This window comes from Arthrobacter sp. JZ12 (assembly GCF_035189165.1).
In the GTDB taxonomy this organism is placed as follows: domain Bacteria; phylum Actinomycetota; class Actinomycetes; order Actinomycetales; family Micrococcaceae; genus Arthrobacter_D.
The window spans coordinates 2,679,135-2,695,771 of record NZ_CP045246.1; the positions used below are offsets into that span (position 1 = coordinate 2,679,135).

Annotated in this window: 13 protein-coding genes; 6 read left to right on the forward strand and 7 right to left on the reverse strand. The window is 64.6% G+C overall.

What is annotated here, in order from left to right:
- Positions 1 to 10 precede the first annotated feature (10 nt).
- Positions 11 to 1,744 (forward strand): dipeptide ABC transporter ATP-binding protein, encoded by a 1,734-nt coding sequence (locus GC088_RS12430; RefSeq protein WP_323959305.1) that lies wholly within the window; start codon positions 11 to 13, stop codon positions 1,742 to 1,744.
- Positions 1,745 to 1,849: 105 nt separating this feature from the next.
- Here the strand turns inward: GC088_RS12430 and GC088_RS12435 are convergent, their stop codons facing one another.
- The 4 genes from GC088_RS12435 to GC088_RS12450 all read right to left on the reverse strand — a co-directional run bounded on the left by GC088_RS12435 (position 1,850) and on the right by GC088_RS12450 (position 6,958).
- Positions 1,850 to 2,812, reverse strand: coding sequence for an ABC transporter permease (locus GC088_RS12435; protein WP_323959306.1), 963 nt, complete (start codon positions 2,810 to 2,812; stop codon positions 1,850 to 1,852).
- On the reverse strand, positions 2,809 to 3,813 hold the full coding sequence (locus GC088_RS12440) for an ABC transporter permease (RefSeq protein WP_323959307.1): 1,005 nt from the start codon (positions 3,811 to 3,813) through the stop codon (positions 2,809 to 2,811). The genes GC088_RS12435 and GC088_RS12440 overlap by 4 nt, the downstream gene beginning before the upstream one ends.
- Positions 3,814 to 3,901: 88 nt before the next feature.
- A complete protein-coding gene (locus GC088_RS12445) occupies positions 3,902 to 5,596 on the reverse strand; it encodes an ABC transporter substrate-binding protein (RefSeq protein ID WP_323959308.1) in 1,695 nt (564 codons plus the stop codon).
- A gap of 177 nt (positions 5,597 to 5,773) precedes the next feature.
- Complete coding sequence (locus tag GC088_RS12450) at positions 5,774 to 6,958, reverse strand: MarP family serine protease (RefSeq protein WP_323959309.1); 1,185 nt, start codon at positions 6,956 to 6,958, stop codon at positions 5,774 to 5,776.
- A gap of 196 nt (positions 6,959 to 7,154) precedes the next feature.
- Between GC088_RS12450 and GC088_RS12455 the strand changes: the two genes are divergently transcribed.
- Entirely contained in the window at positions 7,155 to 7,832 is a 678-nt protein-coding gene (locus GC088_RS12455) for a Crp/Fnr family transcriptional regulator (protein ID WP_026544229.1), read from the forward strand.
- A 117-nt stretch (positions 7,833 to 7,949) separates the two neighbouring features.
- Here GC088_RS12455 and GC088_RS12460 read toward each other — a convergent pair whose 3' ends face one another.
- The 3 genes from GC088_RS12460 to GC088_RS12470 are packed head-to-tail and all read right to left on the reverse strand — an operon-like array spanning position 7,950 to position 9,506.
- Positions 7,950 to 8,861, reverse strand: a complete 912-nt coding sequence (locus GC088_RS12460) for an NUDIX hydrolase (RefSeq protein WP_323959310.1) — start codon at positions 8,859 to 8,861, stop codon at positions 7,950 to 7,952.
- Between the two features lie 4 nt (positions 8,862 to 8,865).
- Positions 8,866 to 9,348 carry a RidA family protein gene (locus GC088_RS12465; RefSeq protein ID WP_323959311.1) on the reverse strand — a complete coding sequence of 161 codons (483 nt, stop codon included), beginning with the start codon at positions 9,346 to 9,348 and terminating at the stop codon, positions 8,866 to 8,868.
- Complete coding sequence (locus GC088_RS12470) at positions 9,345 to 9,506, reverse strand: Sp36 family protein (RefSeq protein ID WP_090584370.1); 162 nt, start codon at positions 9,504 to 9,506, stop codon at positions 9,345 to 9,347. The genes GC088_RS12465 and GC088_RS12470 overlap by 4 nt, the downstream gene beginning before the upstream one ends.
- 37 nt (positions 9,507 to 9,543) lie before the next feature.
- Between GC088_RS12470 and GC088_RS12475 the strand changes: the two genes are divergently transcribed.
- From GC088_RS12475 to GC088_RS12490, 4 genes are all read left to right on the forward strand, one after another.
- Entirely contained in the window at positions 9,544 to 11,850 is a 2,307-nt protein-coding gene (locus tag GC088_RS12475) for a transglycosylase domain-containing protein (RefSeq protein ID WP_323959312.1), read from the forward strand.
- A gap of 2 nt (positions 11,851 to 11,852) precedes the next feature.
- Positions 11,853 to 12,785, forward strand: a complete 933-nt coding sequence (locus GC088_RS12480) for a metallophosphoesterase (protein WP_323959313.1) — start codon at positions 11,853 to 11,855, stop codon at positions 12,783 to 12,785.
- A 116-nt stretch (positions 12,786 to 12,901) separates the two neighbouring features.
- Complete coding sequence (locus GC088_RS12485; RefSeq protein ID WP_323959314.1) at positions 12,902 to 14,728, forward strand: ABC transporter ATP-binding protein; 1,827 nt, start codon at positions 12,902 to 12,904, stop codon at positions 14,726 to 14,728.
- Between the two features lie 89 nt (positions 14,729 to 14,817).
- Positions 14,818 to 16,587: an ABC transporter ATP-binding protein gene (locus GC088_RS12490; protein ID WP_323962069.1), complete on the forward strand. Its 1,770-nt coding sequence runs from the start codon at positions 14,818 to 14,820 to the stop codon at positions 16,585 to 16,587.
- Positions 16,588 to 16,637 lie beyond the last annotated feature (50 nt).

Genomic DNA, 16,637 nt, shown 5'->3' on the forward strand with positions numbered 1-16,637 from the left:
CGATAGTCCTATGACGGAGATCACCTCAATCGACAACGGGTTCCAGAACGCCGACGACGCGCCCGTGCTTCAGGTCAAAAATTTGGCGGTCACCTTCCGCACCACTTACGGAGACGTATCGGCGGTGGAGGATGCCAACTTCACCCTGCACCGCGGGAAGACCCTCGCGATCGTCGGCGAATCGGGTTCCGGAAAGTCGACGACGGCGATGGCCTGCATCGGCCTGCTCCCGGGCAACGGCCGGGTCACCGCCGGCAGCATCCTGTTCGAGGGCCGCGACCTGGTCCCCCTCCCGGAAAGCGCCATGCGAACCATCCGGGGACGGTCCATCGGCCTGGTCCCGCAGGACCCGATGTCCAACCTCAATCCCGTCGCGAAGATCGGTACGCAGGTAGCCGAGACCCTGCTGGTGCATGGCCTTGCAGACAAGAAGAACGTCAAGGACCGCGTGATCGAGGTGCTGTCCGCGGCGGGACTTCCCGACGCCGGCGAGCGCGCCAAGCAGTACCCGCACGAATTCTCGGGCGGTATGCGCCAGCGCGCACTGATCGCGATCGGCCTTGCCTGCCGCCCCCGCCTGCTCATCGCGGACGAGCCCACCAGTGCCCTGGACGTGACCGTCCAGCGCACCATCCTTGACCAGATCGACACCATGACGGAACAGCTCGGAACGTCCGTCCTGTTGATCACCCACGACCTCGGGCTCGCCGCGGAGCGCGCCTCCGACCTCGTGGTGATGCACCGGGGCCGCGTAGTGGAAACGGGTCCTGCGGCACAGCTGCTCAATGACCCGAAGCATCCCTACACCCAGTCGCTGGTCCGCGCTGCCCCAAGCGTCGCGGCCGTGCGGCTGCGTCCGGGCGCCTACCATGTGGACGCCGAGCAGCGCGTGTCGGCCGCCCAGGCGGCGTTCGAGGAGCACCAGGCGGAGGCCGACTCCACCGAGGCAGCCAAGGCGACCGACAACATTGTGGAAATTCGCGACCTCACCAAGGTGTACAAGCGGCGCGGCAGCGCAGAGGACTTCTACGCAGCGAAGAACGTGACGCTGGACATTCCGCGCGGGCAGACCGTTGCGATCGTGGGTGAATCCGGGTCGGGCAAGACCACCACGGCCCGCATGCTCCTGAAGTTGATCGAGCCCACCTCCGGCACCATGACATTCGACGGCATGGACGTCGCAACACTGGACAAGGCCCAGCTCTCCGATTTCCGCCAACGGGTCCAGCCTGTCTTCCAGGACCCGTACTCCTCGCTCAACCCGATGTTCACCATCGGGCGGATCGTCGAAGAGCCGCTCAACGCCTACAACCGCGGTAGCAAGAAGGAGCGGGCCGCGCGGGTTCGTGAACTGATGGACCAGGTAGCCCTCCCCCACAGCGCCCTTCGCCGGTATCCGTCGGAGCTCTCGGGAGGCCAGCGGCAGCGTGTGGCCATCGCCCGTGCGCTCGCGCTGAAGCCCGAACTGCTCATTTGCGACGAGCCCGTCTCCGCGCTCGATGTGCTGGTCCAGGCGCAGATCCTCAAGCTCCTCGGCGACCTGCAGTCCGAGCTGGGCCTGAGCTACCTCTTCATCTCGCACGACCTCGCCGTGGTCCGGCTCATCTCCGACTACGTGTGCGTGATGAAGGACGGCGAACTGGTCGAGGCGGCCAGCTCGGAGGAGGTCTTCCAGAACCCGCGCCACCCCTACACGCGCAAGCTTCTGGCCTCGATCCCGGGCAACGAACTCAACATCGCCTAGGCCCTTCCCTCCCCTTGTCGCCCTTTGGGAGGCAAGTACGACGACGGCCGGTTACCTTCCAGCGGAAGGTGACCGGCCGTCGTCGTACTGGTGGTGCTTGCGGTGCTACTTCTGGCGTGTCTTCGGATCCAGCGCCTCGCGCAGGGACTCGCCCAGCAGCGTGAAGCCCAGCGCGGTGATGGCGATGCAGGCACCGGGCAGGAAGGCGAGATACGGCGACGACGCCAGCTCTGCCTGCGCGTAGGTCAGCATGCGCCCCCACTCGGCGGTCTGCGGCAGTTCGCCGCCCAGGCCCAGGAAGGACAGGGCGGCGGCGTCGATCACGGCGGTTGCCAGCGACAGCGTGGCCTGCACAATGACCGGTCCCACACTGTTGGGCAGCAGGTGGCTCATGGTGATGGTCCGTCGGCTCAACCCGAGCGTCTGGGCGGCGAGAATATAATCCGAATTGCGCTGGGACAGCATCGAGGACCGCAGCAGCCGCGCGAAGATCGGCAGCTGCGAGGCTCCGATGGCAATCATCACCGCGTACGGACCCTGGCCGAGAATCGCCGCGATACTGACAGCGAGCAGCAGGTTCGGGACGGAAAGCAGGATGTCCACGAACCGCATGATCAGGCTGTCCACCCAGCCCCCAATGCCGCCGGCCAGCAGCCCGAGCAGCATGCCGCCGACCAGGCCGATAGCGGTGGAGATCACACCGATCAGCAGCGATGCCTGGGCACCCCAGATCAGCTTGCTGAGCACGTCGCCGCCGAACCGGTCTAGCCCCAACGGGTATTCCGGAAGCTCACCGGGGCCGGGAATGCTCGTGGGACGGATTTCGGTGCGGCCCGGCAGTTCCTCACCGCCGAACGGCGCGAGGATGGGCGCCAACGCGGCCACCAACAGGAACAGGCCGATGATGACGGCGCCGGCGATGGCCTGCGGGTTGCGGCGGAGCCTGTGGAAGGCGTCCTGCCAGAGGCCGGTTCCGCCCTGTTCGGTGAGTTGCGGCTCGCCGGACGGTGATGGTTCGCCGGCCGGGGAAAGGGATCCGCCTGCGGCGGGAGGCAGGACGTTGCTCATTGAACACGCACCCTTGGGTCGATGATGGTGTACGAGACGTCAACAATGAGGTTGATGAGCGCGTACAGGACCGCGATGAAGATGATGAACCCCTGCAGCACCGGGTAGTCCAGTTCGAAGATCGCATCGCGCAGGAAGCTTCCGATCCCGTTGAACGCGAAGACCGTCTCTGTTAGGACCGCTCCGGAGATCAGCAGGCCCGTTTGGAGACCGATGGTGGTGACCACCGGGAGCATCGCGTTGCGCAGGATGAACCGGCCACGGATGGTCTTCTCCAGCAGCCCCTTGGCGCGGGCGGTGCGGACGTAGTCCGCGTTCTGCACCTCGAGCACCGACGCGCGGGTGATGCGCACGATGATTGCCAGCGGGATCGTGCCCAGGGCCAGGCCGGGAAGGATGAGGTGCAGGAAGGCGTCCCACGCGGCGTCGTACTCCCCGGTCAGGATGCCATCCAGAACATAGAAGTCGGTGAAGTGGGTTGCGTTGATCCGCGGGTTCTGTCGGCCATCAGGCGGCAGGATCGGCCACTGGATCGCGAACAGGTACTTCAGGATGAAGGCCAGGAAGAACACGGGGATGGTGATGCCGATGAGGCTGAGAACCACTGAGCTGTGATCCAGGAACTTTCCGTAGTGCCGCGCGGCGAGGTATCCCAGCGGGATTCCGACGCCGACGGCGAAGATCAGGGCCACGACGCTCAACTCGATGGTGGCCGGGAAACGGGTTGCGAACTCCTCCAGCACAGGACGGCCGGTGATGATCGAGGTTCCGAAGTCCCCCTGGAGCAGCTTCCCCATGTAGGTGAAGTACTGGACGATCAGCGGCTGGTCGAAACCATAAAGCTCGTTAACGCGCGCAACGGCTTCCGGCGTTGCACGTTCGCCCAGCAGGGCAGTTGCCGGTCCGCCGGGCAGGCTGCGAACCCACAGGAACAACAGGATCGACAGGCCTAGCAGGGTGGGAACCAGCAGGGCGAGTCGTTTACCAATGACGCGAAGCACGATGTCCTCTCAACAGGGTCCCCAACGGTGAGCGAGCGGGCAAAAGAAAGCGGAGGGGCCGATGAAGCCGGCCCCTCCGCCAGTGCTGCTACTCGTTGAGTTCGATCATGTTGAATACTTCGTCGTTGACCGGGCTTGCCGGGTACGACTCGACGCGCGGTGCGAATGCCAACGACGGCGCCGGGTGCGCGAGCGGGATAGCCGGGTTGAACTCGGCGATCTGCTGGTTGATCTCCTCGTAAACGGCGGTCTGCTCTTCACGGTCGGTCATGCCGCGGGCTTCATCGAGGGCTGCGAACAGCTCCGGGTTGTCGAAGCCGAACTCAGGCTTTTCCTGTCCGAAGAAGACGCCGATGAAGTTGTCCGTGTCGTTGTAGTCACCGGTCCAGCCGAGAAGGTGCAGGCCGTGGTTGTCGGTTCCCTGGATGCGGTCGAGGTAGTCAGGAGTCCAGACATCCGGTGCAGGAGTGGTGGTGATACCCACCTCTGCCAGCTGGGCGCTCAGGTTGGTGAAAACCTGCTCCGGGGTAGGCATGTACGGGCGTGAGACGTCGGTCGGGTAGTTGAACTGCACCTCGAAGCCGTCAGGGTACCCTGCCTCGGCGAGCAGCTCACGCGCGCGCTCCGGATCGTACTCGTAGGTGGTGACGTCCTCGTTGTAGCCGTCAACCACGTCCGGAATGAACTGGGTGGCCAACTGCGTGCCCTCGGGCAGGGTCTGGTCGATCAGCGCCTGCTTGTCGATTGCGTGGTGAATAGCCTGGCGAACCAGTGGATCGCTCAATTCCTCGACCTTGTGGTTGATGCCCAGGTACAGGATTGTGAACGGATCGCGGGCGACGATTTTGAAGCCGTCCTCCTCGAGCACCGGGATGTCGGCCGGTGACACGAGGTCGAAGCCGTCGATGGTTCCGGCCTGCAGCGCCTGGGTGCGGGCCTGCGGGTCGTCAATGATACGGAAGATCACTGTCTGGACCTGGCCCTGCTCGCCCCAGTAGTTCTCGTAGGCGGAGACGGTCAGGTCCTCGCCGACGTTCCAGGAATCGAACTTGAACGGTCCGGTACCCACCGGATGACCCTGTGCGTACTCGCTCAGCTCCGGAGCCTCGGCGGACCCGCCGATGTCATCGGCGCCGAACTCCTCCAGCGCAGCGGGGCTCTGCATAGCGAACGCAGGGAGCGACAGTGCCGCGATGAACCCTGCGAAGGGCTTGGCGAGGGTGACGGTGGCCTCGAGGTCCCCGTTCACCTCGCAGGACTCGTAGACAGCGGCATCAGGGGAGTCAGCGAAGCCACGGAAGAGGTTGTTGTAGTAGTACGAGACCGAAGGCGCCTGGGCCAGGCCGGTGAAGTTGTACCAGCGGTCGAAGTTGAAGCAGACCGCCTCGGCATTGAACTCCGTGCCGTCGTGGAAGGTGACGCCTTCCTTCAACTGGAAGGTGGTGGACAACCCGTCCTCGGAGGTTTCCCAGGACTCCGCCAGCAGCGGTGCAGGGTCCGCAGTACCCGGCTCGACGCCGACGAGGCCTTCGAAGATCTGCCGGCTCACACGGAACGACTCACCGTCGCTAGCGAATGCCGGGTCAAGCGATGCGGGGTCGGACGACGCTGCGAAGACGAACGTCGAATCGACCTCCCCCTCGGCTCCCGCTCCGCCGTCTTCCTCGCGCTGGCTCTGGACACAACCGCTGAGCAGCAGTGCGCTGATTGCGGCACCGGCGGTGAGAGCGGCAGCACGCTTCCTTGTGGGATGCGCACCGCGCACAGATTTGCTTCTGAACATTAGTGCTCCTGATGGTCTGATACCTGGTGGACGTTCGTGCGTCCGCGCGGCGCACGGGTTCCCGTGTTTACACACGCACACAGCCTCGTGTGTGATGAGCCTAACTCCCGGGATTGCCGCGTGGAGTATTTCCAGTCAGCAAGCCATCACGATTTGGTTAAGGAGCTGTTCACCTGCTCAGCGCCGGGTGCACTGTCCGGCTGAGACCGTTTCGGTCAGGGCATCTGCCTGCTCCACGGCGGGGCGGAGTTCGGCGAGGGTCAGGGCGTAGCCCACTGGAACGTCCGAGGTGGACTTGGCGAAGATCAGACCTGCCACCCTGCCCTGCATGTCCAGCAACGGACCTCCCGAGTTTCCCTGCTGCACGTTGGCCGCGAGGGTGTACACGTCGGTGGCCGTCGGGTCCGCTCCGTAGATGTTTTCGACCAGCACGTCGGACCGGCCCTGGACGCTCGCGGGTTGGATCTGGAAGGGTCCACCCGCAGGGTAGCCGGCGAAAGCTGCGGTATCCCCTGCGGTCAGATCCTCGCCCAGCGCGATGGGCTGCCGATCCAGGCCGTCCACCGCAATGACGGCGATGTCCTTGACGGTGTCGAAGTACACCACACGGCCGGGCATGGCGCCGGCTCCGGGAAGCTCGACGACGGGCTGGTTCACGCCTGCTACCACGTGGGCGTTGGTGACCACCTTTCCGGGTGCGACGACGAAACCTGAGCCGGTCTGGTTCTGTCCGCACTGGTAGGCGGTCCCTGCAATCCGAAGGACGGACTGCGACGCTGTGGCCAGTTCCGGTGTGTCCACCGACGCGTCGGGCACCGGCACGGGGGCAGCCGGCGCCACCCCTTCCAGGAGGGTGGGAATGCCGTCTGCCACCGCGATGGACCGGATCTCCGCCATCCACGAACGCACGGGCGACGGCGTCATTGTGTCGATGCTGTTAATGACCCTCGAGGAGGCGATGGACTGGGAAAGGAACGGAACGCCCATGGTGCTGATGCTGAAGGCGAGCATTGCGAGCACAAGCGCCGCCACCAGCACGTTGGTAACTCCACCAAGTAACCTGTCGATGGCTCTTACCGGCGCTGAACCTGTCCTGGAGCTGAGCGCGCGGCCGAGCCCGGCGCCCAGTGCCTGACCCAGGACGACGAGCAGCAGCGCAGTCGCGATCACCGCAGGCAGCCGCCAGCCGTTGTCCGGAACCCAGCTGCTCACAAGCGGTATGGCGAAGAAGGCCGCGACGGCGCCGGCTGCGAAACCGATGATTCCGCCGAGCGTGACAAGAAATCCGTTCTTCAGGCCGGCGACAAGGTATCCGAACAGCACCAGAAGGAGGATGATGTCCAGGACGGTCAGACCGAACACGCCACTCCCCTTTCAGGAAGCACCGCACTTCCCTGCTTTCGCCTGATTCTACGTGGCGGTGCTGACAGTTCCCCGGGAGCCCATCTGCCGTAGCCGTGCGCGAACACGCGTATATCTGGTGTCACATGTCCGTCACGTACGGCAAGATGGGAAAAGATTGGAATAGTTGAACTTGCATTACGAAAGAGGAGCTTTCATGGATATCGAGGTACTGCGCAGGGCGCCCCTGTTCGCTTCGCTGGGCGATGAGGTGTTCGCCGCCCTCACCGACGAACTCACGGAGGTGGACCTTTCGCGCGGCGCGTCGGTTTTCCGGGAGGGCGACCAGGGCGACCAGCTCTACTTCATCGTCTCCGGCAAGATCAAGCTGGGCCGCACCGCACAGGACGGACGCGAGAACCTGCTGGCCATCCTTGGCCCCGGCGAACTGTTCGGTGAGATGGCGCTGTTCGACCCCAGCCCGCGCACTGCAACGGCCACTGCTGTTTCGGAGACCCGTCTGGCCGGTCTGAAGAACGAGAACCTCCGCGCACTGTTGGAGACCCGCCCCGAGGTTTCGGCGCAGCTCCTGCAGGCGCTGGCCCGCAGGCTCCGCCGCACCAACGAGTCGCTGGCTGACCTTGTATTCTCGGACGTTCCCGGACGCGTCGCCAAGGCGCTGCTCGATCTCGCCGACCGCTTCGGACGCCCGGCGACGGACGGCATCCTCGTTGCGCACGAACTGACGCAGGAAGAACTGGCCCAGCTGGTCGGTGCTTCGCGTGAAACCGTGAACAAGGCCCTGGCGGAGTTCGTACAGCGCGGCTGGCTGCGCCTGGAGGCCCGCGCCGTCGTCATTCTGGACATTCAGCGCCTGCGCCAGCGCAGCCGCTGATCTCTCCGGCACAAGAGTGCGCCGGAGGCGATAGCAAAAAAGCCTCGCGTTAGCGGTCAATCCCTAACGCGAGGCTTTTCTGCTATCCGGGAACGGCTGTCCCAAGAACGACGGCGGCTAGCGGCCGCGCTGTTCGGAACCTTCCGTGGCGGTGGAGCACTCGACCTCCACCTGCGGCTCACCGTCCACTTCCACGAGCCGCGGCGAGTACACCTTCATAGGCCGCTTGTGGGACAGGTAGGCAATGCACCCGCGCGAGGACCCGATCTTTTCCAGAATGAGCTCGACGGCGGGAACCGTGAGTTCCTCGAGCGTTCGCCCCTTGGTGTTGGGCTGGCCGATATGGTCGCCAAGGGCGGTGGTGTGCCGCTGCCGCACTTCTTCCGCCGACCATCGCCATTCGCCCCAGACGCCCTTGCTCTCCAGCAGGGTGGGCTCCTGGTTGACGGGCTGCGCAGCGGCGAAGTACCGGGTATCGAAGCGCCGGTGGGCGAAGTCAGGGCTCAGCCAGGCCGAAAGCGGCTTGATGAGGTCAGTCCTTAGCCCCAACCCGCGCTTGGCCAGAATCTCCGCGAACGTCTTGTCACCTGCCGCAATTGCTTCGCGGGCCTTCATCCATTCCGGATGCTTTGTCCCCTCCACCAGGCTGGAAGCATCGGGCCCGGCAAGAAGGACTCCGGTTTCCTCGAACAATTCGCGGATCGCTGCGACGACGAACCTGCGCGCGACGTGGTGGTCTTCGGTGGCAAGCGCCGCTGCCCACTGGGCGGGCGTGGGGCCGAACCAGGTGATCGGATCGTCGTCTTGCTCCTCAACGCTGCCGCCGGGGAAGGCGACGACGCCCAGCGGCGAGTCCCCCCGCCGATAGGAAAGGTAGACCTCGGTGCCGATGGGGGCGTCGCGGATAAGGACAACGGACGCCGCCGGCCGGGGTTTCATGGGAGTGCGCTCACCATGATCGATCCAACTGCGGGCGGCGCCCTGATGCTCCTCCCGTACGGGGAAGAACCTGGTGCTTGAACGCTTCACGAAACTAGACAAACTCCGCGATTATTTCGACTTCAACCGGCGCGTTCAATGGTAGTACGGCCACGCCGACGGCGGAACGTGCGTGGGCGCCTGCCTCACCGAATACCTCGCCGAGCAGTTCCGACGCACCATTGATTACAGCCGGCTGGCCTGTAAAGGACGGGTCCGAGGCAACGAAGCCCACGACCTTGACGATCCGGCTTATGCGGTCCAGGTCGCCGATCTGCGACTTCACCGCCGCCAGCGCGTTGACGGCACACGTTGCCGCGTATTCCTTGGCCTGCTCGGGTGAGACGTCACTGCCGACGTTGCCCGTTGCTGGGAGTTCGCCATTAATAAACGGCAGTTGCCCGGAGGTGAAGACGTGGCTGCCGGAAACTACGGCGGGAATGTAGGCGGCCACGGGTGCCGCTACCTCGGGCAGGGCAATCCCGAGATCCAGGAGCCTGCGCTCGACGGCCGAGACTGCTTCATTGGTGCTGGTCACGATGCGTTTTTCTCCCGCTTGAGGTAGGCCACCAGTCCGTTGCCGTCAGGACCGGGAACAACCTGGACAAGTTCCCAGCCGTCCTCGCCCCACTGGTCGAGAATCTGCTTGGTGGCGTGGATGATGAGCGGAATTGTGGCGTACTCCCATTTGGTCATGACTCACAGGTTAGCGTGTGCTAGTAAACTGGAGTGCATGGCTGCACGTAAATCCCCATTCTTTGACACGGCAACCACCTTGGGGAAAATCATTGCATTTCTTGGAATCAGCGCACTGAGTGGGGTGCTCGCCGCGGGCCTTCTGGTGCCCGTTGCAGCCGCTGCCGGCACCGGCGCCTCAGCGTCGATTCAGTTCTTCGAGAACCTTCCGGCCGAGCTCGAGCGCGGAGCGCTTGCTCAGCCGTCCAAGATCGTCGCCTCCGACGGCTCGTTGATCGCAACCCTGTATGAGGAGAACCGCCAGCCCGTGACGCTGGAACAGGTCTCCGAGAACATGACCGATGCCCTCATCGCTATTGAGGACGACCAGTTCTACAACCACGGCGGCGTGGACCTGCAGGGCATCATCAGTGCGGCCATCAGCAACATCAGCAGCGACACTACGCGCGGTGCCTCCACCATCACGCAGCAATACGTCAACAACGTGCTCATCGATGCGAGCATGCAGAGCGGCGGAGACGTTACCTTCAGCGGCCAGAAGACGCTGGGCGACAAGCTGCGTGAGGCCAAGCTGGCGATCGCCGTCGAAAAGGAGCTGAGCAAGGATGAAATCCTCGCCGGCTACCTGAACATCGTTCCGTTCACCGGCAACACCTACGGTGTGCAGGCCGCGTCCAAGTACTTCTTCAATGTCGAGGCCAAGGACCTGAACATCCAGCAGGCAGCACTGCTGGCCGGCGTGGTCAACGGGCCCACTTTCTACAGCCCGGAGCTCTACCCGGAGCGCGCGCTGGAGCGCCGCAACCTGGTGATCAACCGCATGCTCGATACCGGCAAGATCACCCAGGAAGAGCACGACGCCGCGGTCGCCTCAGATCTCGGACTGAACATCACGCCCGTCCTCAATGGCTGCGTCGGTGCGGAGCAAGCGCCGTACTTCTGTGACTATGTCACCCACCTCATCCTCAATGACGCCGCCTTCGGCGAGACGCGCGAGGACCGCGAGAAGCTGCTCTACCGTGGCGGCCTCACCATCAAGACCACCCTGGATGCCCGCGCGCAGGCCGCTGCGCAGACGGCGATCAACGAGACCGCCAACCGTGAGACCACCGACCCCGCAGTCGGCCACTCGATGGTGAGCCTCCAGCCCGGCACCGGAAACATCCTGGTCATGGCCCAGAACACCCGTTACATGCCGGGTGAGACCGGCGGTGACTCAGTGCAGAACTTCAACGTTGACCAGTACGCGGGCGGTGACCCCAACCGGCCGCTCGGCGGCCTCGGCGGGTACCAGCCCGGATCGACGTTCAAGCCGTTCACCGTAGCTGCATGGCTCGAAGATGGACGGGGCCTGAATACCGTCGTCGACGGAAGCAAGAAGCGCTACCCCCAGGGTGAGACCTGGAAGGCAAGCTGCCTTCCAGGCGGCGAATACGTCCTACCGGACGCGGACGGCTACGAGCCCCAGAACTACGGCGACACCAACTACGGCAACTACAGCGTGCTGGAGGGACTGGCGCAGTCCTACAACACTGTGACCATGTACACCGCCAAGCAGGTGGACCTTTGCAAGCCCTTCGAGATTGCGTCGAAGCTCGGCGTACATGACGGCAAGAGTTCCGGTGGCGAATACGCCCCGCTGCAGGTTCAGCCCTCCGCCCTGATTGGTGGCGGTAGCGAGGTATCGCCCATGTCCATGGCTACGGCTTTCGCAGCTCTGGGAGCAGAGGGTCTCACCTGTGAGCCTCGTGCGCTGTCCGAGGTCACTGCGGTCGACGGCACCACTTACCCGGTACCCGAACAGAAGTGCGAGCAGGCTATTTCCAAGGAGCTTGCGCGTGGTGTCAACCGAGCCACTCGGGAAGTGATTGAGAGGGGCTCCGGACAGCTGCTGGAGTTCGGGGATATCCCTATGGCCGGCAAGACCGGCACCAACGACGCCCGTTCGCAGACTTGGTTCCTCGGTTACAACTCGGCAATGGCAACCGCCAGTTGGGTAGGCAACTGGAAGGAAAACAGCACCTCGCTGTCGGCACTGCGAATTGGAGGGCGGATCTACGAAGAGATCGACGGCGCCTTCGTTGCGGCTCCGTCCTGGGCCCGCTACATGTCGCAGATCTCCGACGCCTACCGCGGCAAGGAGTTTGCAGATCCGCCCTCAAACATGATGAACGGCGGCGGCCGCCCCGACCAGCCCTCGAACAACAACGGGAACAGCAATAACAACAACAATGCACAGTTGATCGTGCCGCCCAGCACCGGCAACACCCAGCCCGTGACACCGCCGGACAATACTGGGAACAATGGAAACGGGAACGGCAACGGAAACGGGGGCGGCAACTGATCGTGGGGACAACTAAAGCGGACACCCGGGCCGGCGCAGGAATCGCACTCGGACTCACTGCAGCAGCCGGCGTCGCAACCCTCGGGTATGCGGCACTCGTAGAACGTAACCTGTTCGGGCTCCGCACCGAGTCCCTGGCGATCCTCCCCCCGGGCAGCCGTCCGCTGAAGATTCTCCACCTCTCCGACATCCACATGGTTCCGCGCCAGACCGCCAAGGCGACGTGGCTGCAGGGATTGGCTGAGTTGAAGCCGGACCTCGTGGTCAACACCGGCGACAACCTAAGCCACCCCAAGGCCCTTGGTCCCCTGCTCGACGCACTGGAACCGCTGCTGGACTTCCCGGGGGTGTTTGTCCCCGGCTCCAATGACTACTATGCGCCGCGGCTGCTGAACCCGTTCAAGTACTTCGCAGGTCCTTCCTCCCTTGGCGACAAGCCGCTGAAGGAACTGCCGTGGCAGCAGATGTTCGCGCGCTTCGGTTCAGCCGGGTGGCTCGACCTGACCAACCGGTCCCAGTCCGTCGCTTTGCGCGGCCTTCGTATCGACTTCAGCGGAGTCGACGACCCGCACCTGGGTCGGGACCGGTTCATCGGCTTCCCCAATGGAAGCAGCACGGCAGACGAAGCACCCCACCTCCGCATCGGAGTGGCACACGCTCCCTACCAGCGGGTGCTGGACGCATTTAGCGACGGCGGCGCCCACCTGATGCTCGCCGGCCACACCCATGGTGGGCAGGTCTGCATCCCGGGCTACGGCGCACTTGTGAGCAACTGCGACCTGCCCACCTGGCGGGCGCGCGGGCTCACTCAGTGGGAGAACAACGGCGCAGTAGTGCCGCTGAACGTTTCAGCCGGCATCGGAACGTCCCGTTTCGCGCCAGTGCGGTTTGCCTGCCGCCCCGAGGCCGTCCTGCTAACACTCACCGCGCGCTAGCCGCCGGCCTCCACTGAGGCCCTCTATTGAGCGCGTCGCGTTTCCCTCACCTAGGATTGTTGCTGGGGGACACCAACTTCGGATTCTCCCGGTCCTTTCCTCCCTGAGAGAAGAACATGCCGACGCAATCTACCCTGTGGCAATCCCTCGGCCGCCTGTATCCGCACCTCAAGCCGATCATTCCGCGGTTGGTGCTTGGCCTGTTTGCCGCGCTCGGCGCCAGCATCATGGTCCTGGCAATCCCGCAGGTGTTCCGTGTGCTCGTCAACGACGCACTTGCAGAAGGCACCGAAGCAACCACGATCTGGTTGGCTTCCGGCATCGTGTTGCTGCTGGGTGTCCTCGAGGCAGCCTTCGTTGCCCTGCGCCGCTTCTTCGTCATCAACCCGGCCACCACGGTCGAAACCAACCTGCGAACCTCCTTCTACCGGCACCTTCAGGGCCTCGCCGTCGCCTTCCACGACCGCTGGGGAAGCGGACAGCTGCTGTCCCGCGCCATGTCGGACCTCAACCTCATGCGGCGCTGGATGGCGTTCGGCGCCATCATGCTGGTGGTCGACACGCTGACGGTGACGGCCGGCGTCGTAATCATGTTCTTCATGAGTTGGCCGCTTGCGGTCATCTTCCTCGCCGCGGCCGTTCCGGTGATGATCTACGGCTTCCGGTTCCGGACCTCCTACAGCCGGGTGTCCCGCAAGAGCCAGGACCAGGCCGGTGACCTCGCCACGACGGTTGAGGAATCCGTGCACGGCATCCGCGTGCTCAAGGCGTTCGGCCGGAGCCGGGAGGCGCTGGATGCGTTCAGCGACCAGGCGGAAGAACTGCGGCAGACCGAGATTCACAAGGCCAAGAGCCTGGCGAGCTTCTCGCTGATCGTCACGCTGCTGCCCGAGCTGGCGCTCGGCGCCTCGCTGGTCGTGGGGATCCTGCTTGCCGTCAACGGTGAGGTGTCGATCGGCGGGCTGGTTGCGTTCTTCGCAACCGCCGGCGTGGTCACGGGGCGGGTCGAGTTCATTGGGCCACTGCTTGCCATGACCTTTACGGCGAAGACTGCGATCGACCGCCACTACGAAGTCATGGAGTCCGAAAACACCATCACGAATCCTCCGCACCCCCGGACGCTCGCCCAGCCTCACGGCAGGGTCACGTTCGACGACGTCTCCTTCCGCTACCCGGACGCGGACAAGGAAGCGCCTGGGGTACTCAACGGGATCGACCTCACGCTCGAGGCCGGCGAGACCATGGCCCTGGTGGGCGTCACCGGATGCGGCAAGAGCACCCTGCTTCAGCTCGTGCCAAGGCTGTACGACGTTACCGGCGGCTCGATCCGGATCGACGGCGTGGACATCCGCGACCTCACCGTCGAGGAGCTGCGACGCCACGTTGCCGTGGCGTTCGAGGAGACCACCCTGTTCTCCAACTCGGTACGCGAGAACGTGATGATGGGCGTGGACCCGGCTTCGGAGAACGACGGCGCCGCCATCCTCACAGAGGCCCTGGACGTGGCGCAGGCCCACTTTGTCTACTCGCTCCCCGACGGCGTGGACACCCTCATCGGCGAAGAAGGGCTCAGCCTGTCCGGCGGGCAACGGCAGCGCGTGGCTCTGGCCCGGGCGATTGCCGCCAAGCCGAACGTGCTCGTGCTGGACGACCCCCTCTCCGCGCTGGATGTCAGGACCGAGGAACTCGTCGAGGAGCGGCTGCGCCAGGTCCTGAAGGACACCACCACGCTCATCGTCGCCCACCGCCCCTCCACCGTTGCCCTCGCCGACCGGGTGGCGCTGATGGAGGACGGCCAGATTGCCGACGTCGGAACCCACTCGGAACTGCTGGCGCGCAGCGACCACTACCGCTACGTCATCGCAAGCCTGACCGAGGAGCCCGTGGACCTGGACAGCGAACTCGAAGAGCTGAAGCACGACGACGAGGGGGCACGCGCGTGAGCACCGCACCACAGCGAGGCAAGGGTCGCAAGTCCGGCGAGCCGCCGTCGTCCGGGGTTTCTTCCGGAGTCCACAACGAAGACGTGGTGATGCTGGACCGGGCCCAGAACAAGTCCGTCCGTGCCCGTTCCTTCCGGCTGCTCGGTTCGCTGATCCGGCCCAACCGGAAGCAGTTCATCTGGACCGCACTGCTGGTGGTGTTCTCGCAGATCGCCCGGGTTTCCGGTCCTGCGATCATCGCTTTCGGGATCGACCACGCGCTCCCCTCGCTGCTGCAGGGTGATTCGATGCTTCTGTGGGCCACCGGGATCACCTACCTGCTGGCGGCTGTGCTCTCAGCGGTCCTGACGTCCGGCTATGTGCTCGCGGCTGCCCGGTTGAGCCAGGAGATGCTGCTCGACCTGCGCCTCCGGGTTTTCCGCCACACGCAGCGTCTCAGCCTTGAGTTCCACGAGAAGTACACGTCCGGGCGCATCATCTCGCGCCAGACGTCGGACCTTGAGGCGCTGCGCGAACTGCTGGACTCGGGCGTCAGCTCATTGGCATCGGGTCTGATGTACATGATCTTTACGGCCGTCACCATCTTTGTGCTCGACTGGCCAACCGGCCTGCTGATCCTCGTTGCCGCCGTTCCAATGACGTTCCTGGCCCGCTGGTACCAGAAGCACTCGCAGATCGCCTACCGGTCGTCGCGAGTGGTCTCGGCGAAGCTCATCGTCCACTTCATCGAGACGATGACCGGCATCCGCGCCGTGAAGGCCTTCCGCCGCGAGAAGGTGAACGCCGAGCGCTACGACCAGCTCGCCGAGGACTACCGGCGCGTGACGGTCCGTTCAATCAACCTCAACGGGGTCTTCCAGCCCGGGCTGGTGCTCATCGGCAACGTGACGGTGGCCGTGGTCCTTCTGGTCGGAGGGTTCCGGGTACTTGGTGGTTCGCTGGAGGTCGGCGCGTTGCTGGCTCTACTGCTCTACAGCAAGCGCTTCTTCCAGCCGGTGGACCAGATGGCCATGTTCTACAACTCCTTCCAGTCGGCAGCGGCCGCCCTCGAGAAGGTCTCCGGCCTCCTCGAGGAAGTGCCCACCGTGCGGCCGCCGAAGAACCCAGTGCCGCTGAAGCACGCAAAGGGCGAGATAGCGTTTGACGGCGTGGAGTTCCGTTACGGGGACGGTCCCGTTGTCCTGCCGCGCATGGACCTCACGATCCCCGCTGGGCAGACGGTCGCGCTGGTCGGCCAGACCGGCGCCGGCAAATCCACCCTGGCGAAGGTGATCGCCCGGTTTTACGACGTCTCCTCGGGCAGCGTCACTCTCGACGGCGTGGACCTGCGGAAGCTGTCCCCGCAGGACCTGCGCCGCGCCGTCGTCATGGTCACCCAGGAAGCCTTCCTCTTCAGCGGTAGCGTGGCGGACAACATTGCGCTCGGGAAGCCGGAAGCGAGCCGCGAGGAGATCGTGGCTGCGGCGCAGGCCGTGGGCGCGCATGACTTCATCGAATCGCTGCCCGAGGGCTATGACACCGACGTCAACAAGCGCGGCGGCCGGGTGTCCTCCGGCCAGCGGCAATTGATCAGCTTCGCCCGTGCGTTCCTTGCCGATCCCGCCGTGCTGATTTTGGATGAGGCGACGTCGTCGCTCGACATTCCCAGCGAACGGCTGGTGCAGCAGGGCCTTCAGAAGCTCCTCGGCAACCGGACTGCGCTGATCATCGCGCACCGCCTGTCCACGGTGGAGATCGCCGACCGGGTGCTGGTGGTGCACGACGGCGCGGTGGTGGAAGATGGCACGCCAGCGGACCTGATCAACGGGAACGGACGGTTTGCCACCCTGCATGCCGCCTGGCAGGACTCGCTCGTCTAGACGCAAGCGGGTCCGGTTCGTCACCGGCGAATTTGTCCGTTATCCTTGAG

Excerpts from the sequence above, each read along its gene's own strand:
- GC088_RS12430 (WP_323959305.1), top strand. The coding sequence starts at position 11 with ATGACGGAGATCACCTCAATCGACAACGGGTTCCAGAACGCCGACGAC.
- GC088_RS12435 (WP_323959306.1), bottom strand. The coding sequence starts at position 2,812 with ATGAGCAACGTCCTGCCTCCCGCCGCAGGCGGATCCCTTTCCCCGGCC.
- GC088_RS12445 (WP_323959308.1), bottom strand. The coding sequence starts at position 5,596 with ATGTTCAGAAGCAAATCTGTGCGCGGTGCGCATCCCACAAGGAAGCGT.
- GC088_RS12455 (WP_026544229.1), top strand. The coding sequence starts at position 7,155 with ATGGATATCGAGGTACTGCGCAGGGCGCCCCTGTTCGCTTCGCTGGGC.
- GC088_RS12470 (WP_090584370.1), bottom strand. The coding sequence starts at position 9,506 with ATGACCAAATGGGAGTACGCCACAATTCCGCTCATCATCCACGCCACC.
- GC088_RS12475 (WP_323959312.1), top strand. The coding sequence starts at position 9,544 with ATGGCTGCACGTAAATCCCCATTCTTTGACACGGCAACCACCTTGGGG.
- GC088_RS12485 (WP_323959314.1), top strand. The coding sequence starts at position 12,902 with ATGCCGACGCAATCTACCCTGTGGCAATCCCTCGGCCGCCTGTATCCG.
- GC088_RS12490 (WP_323962069.1), top strand. The coding sequence starts at position 14,818 with ATGCTGGACCGGGCCCAGAACAAGTCCGTCCGTGCCCGTTCCTTCCGG.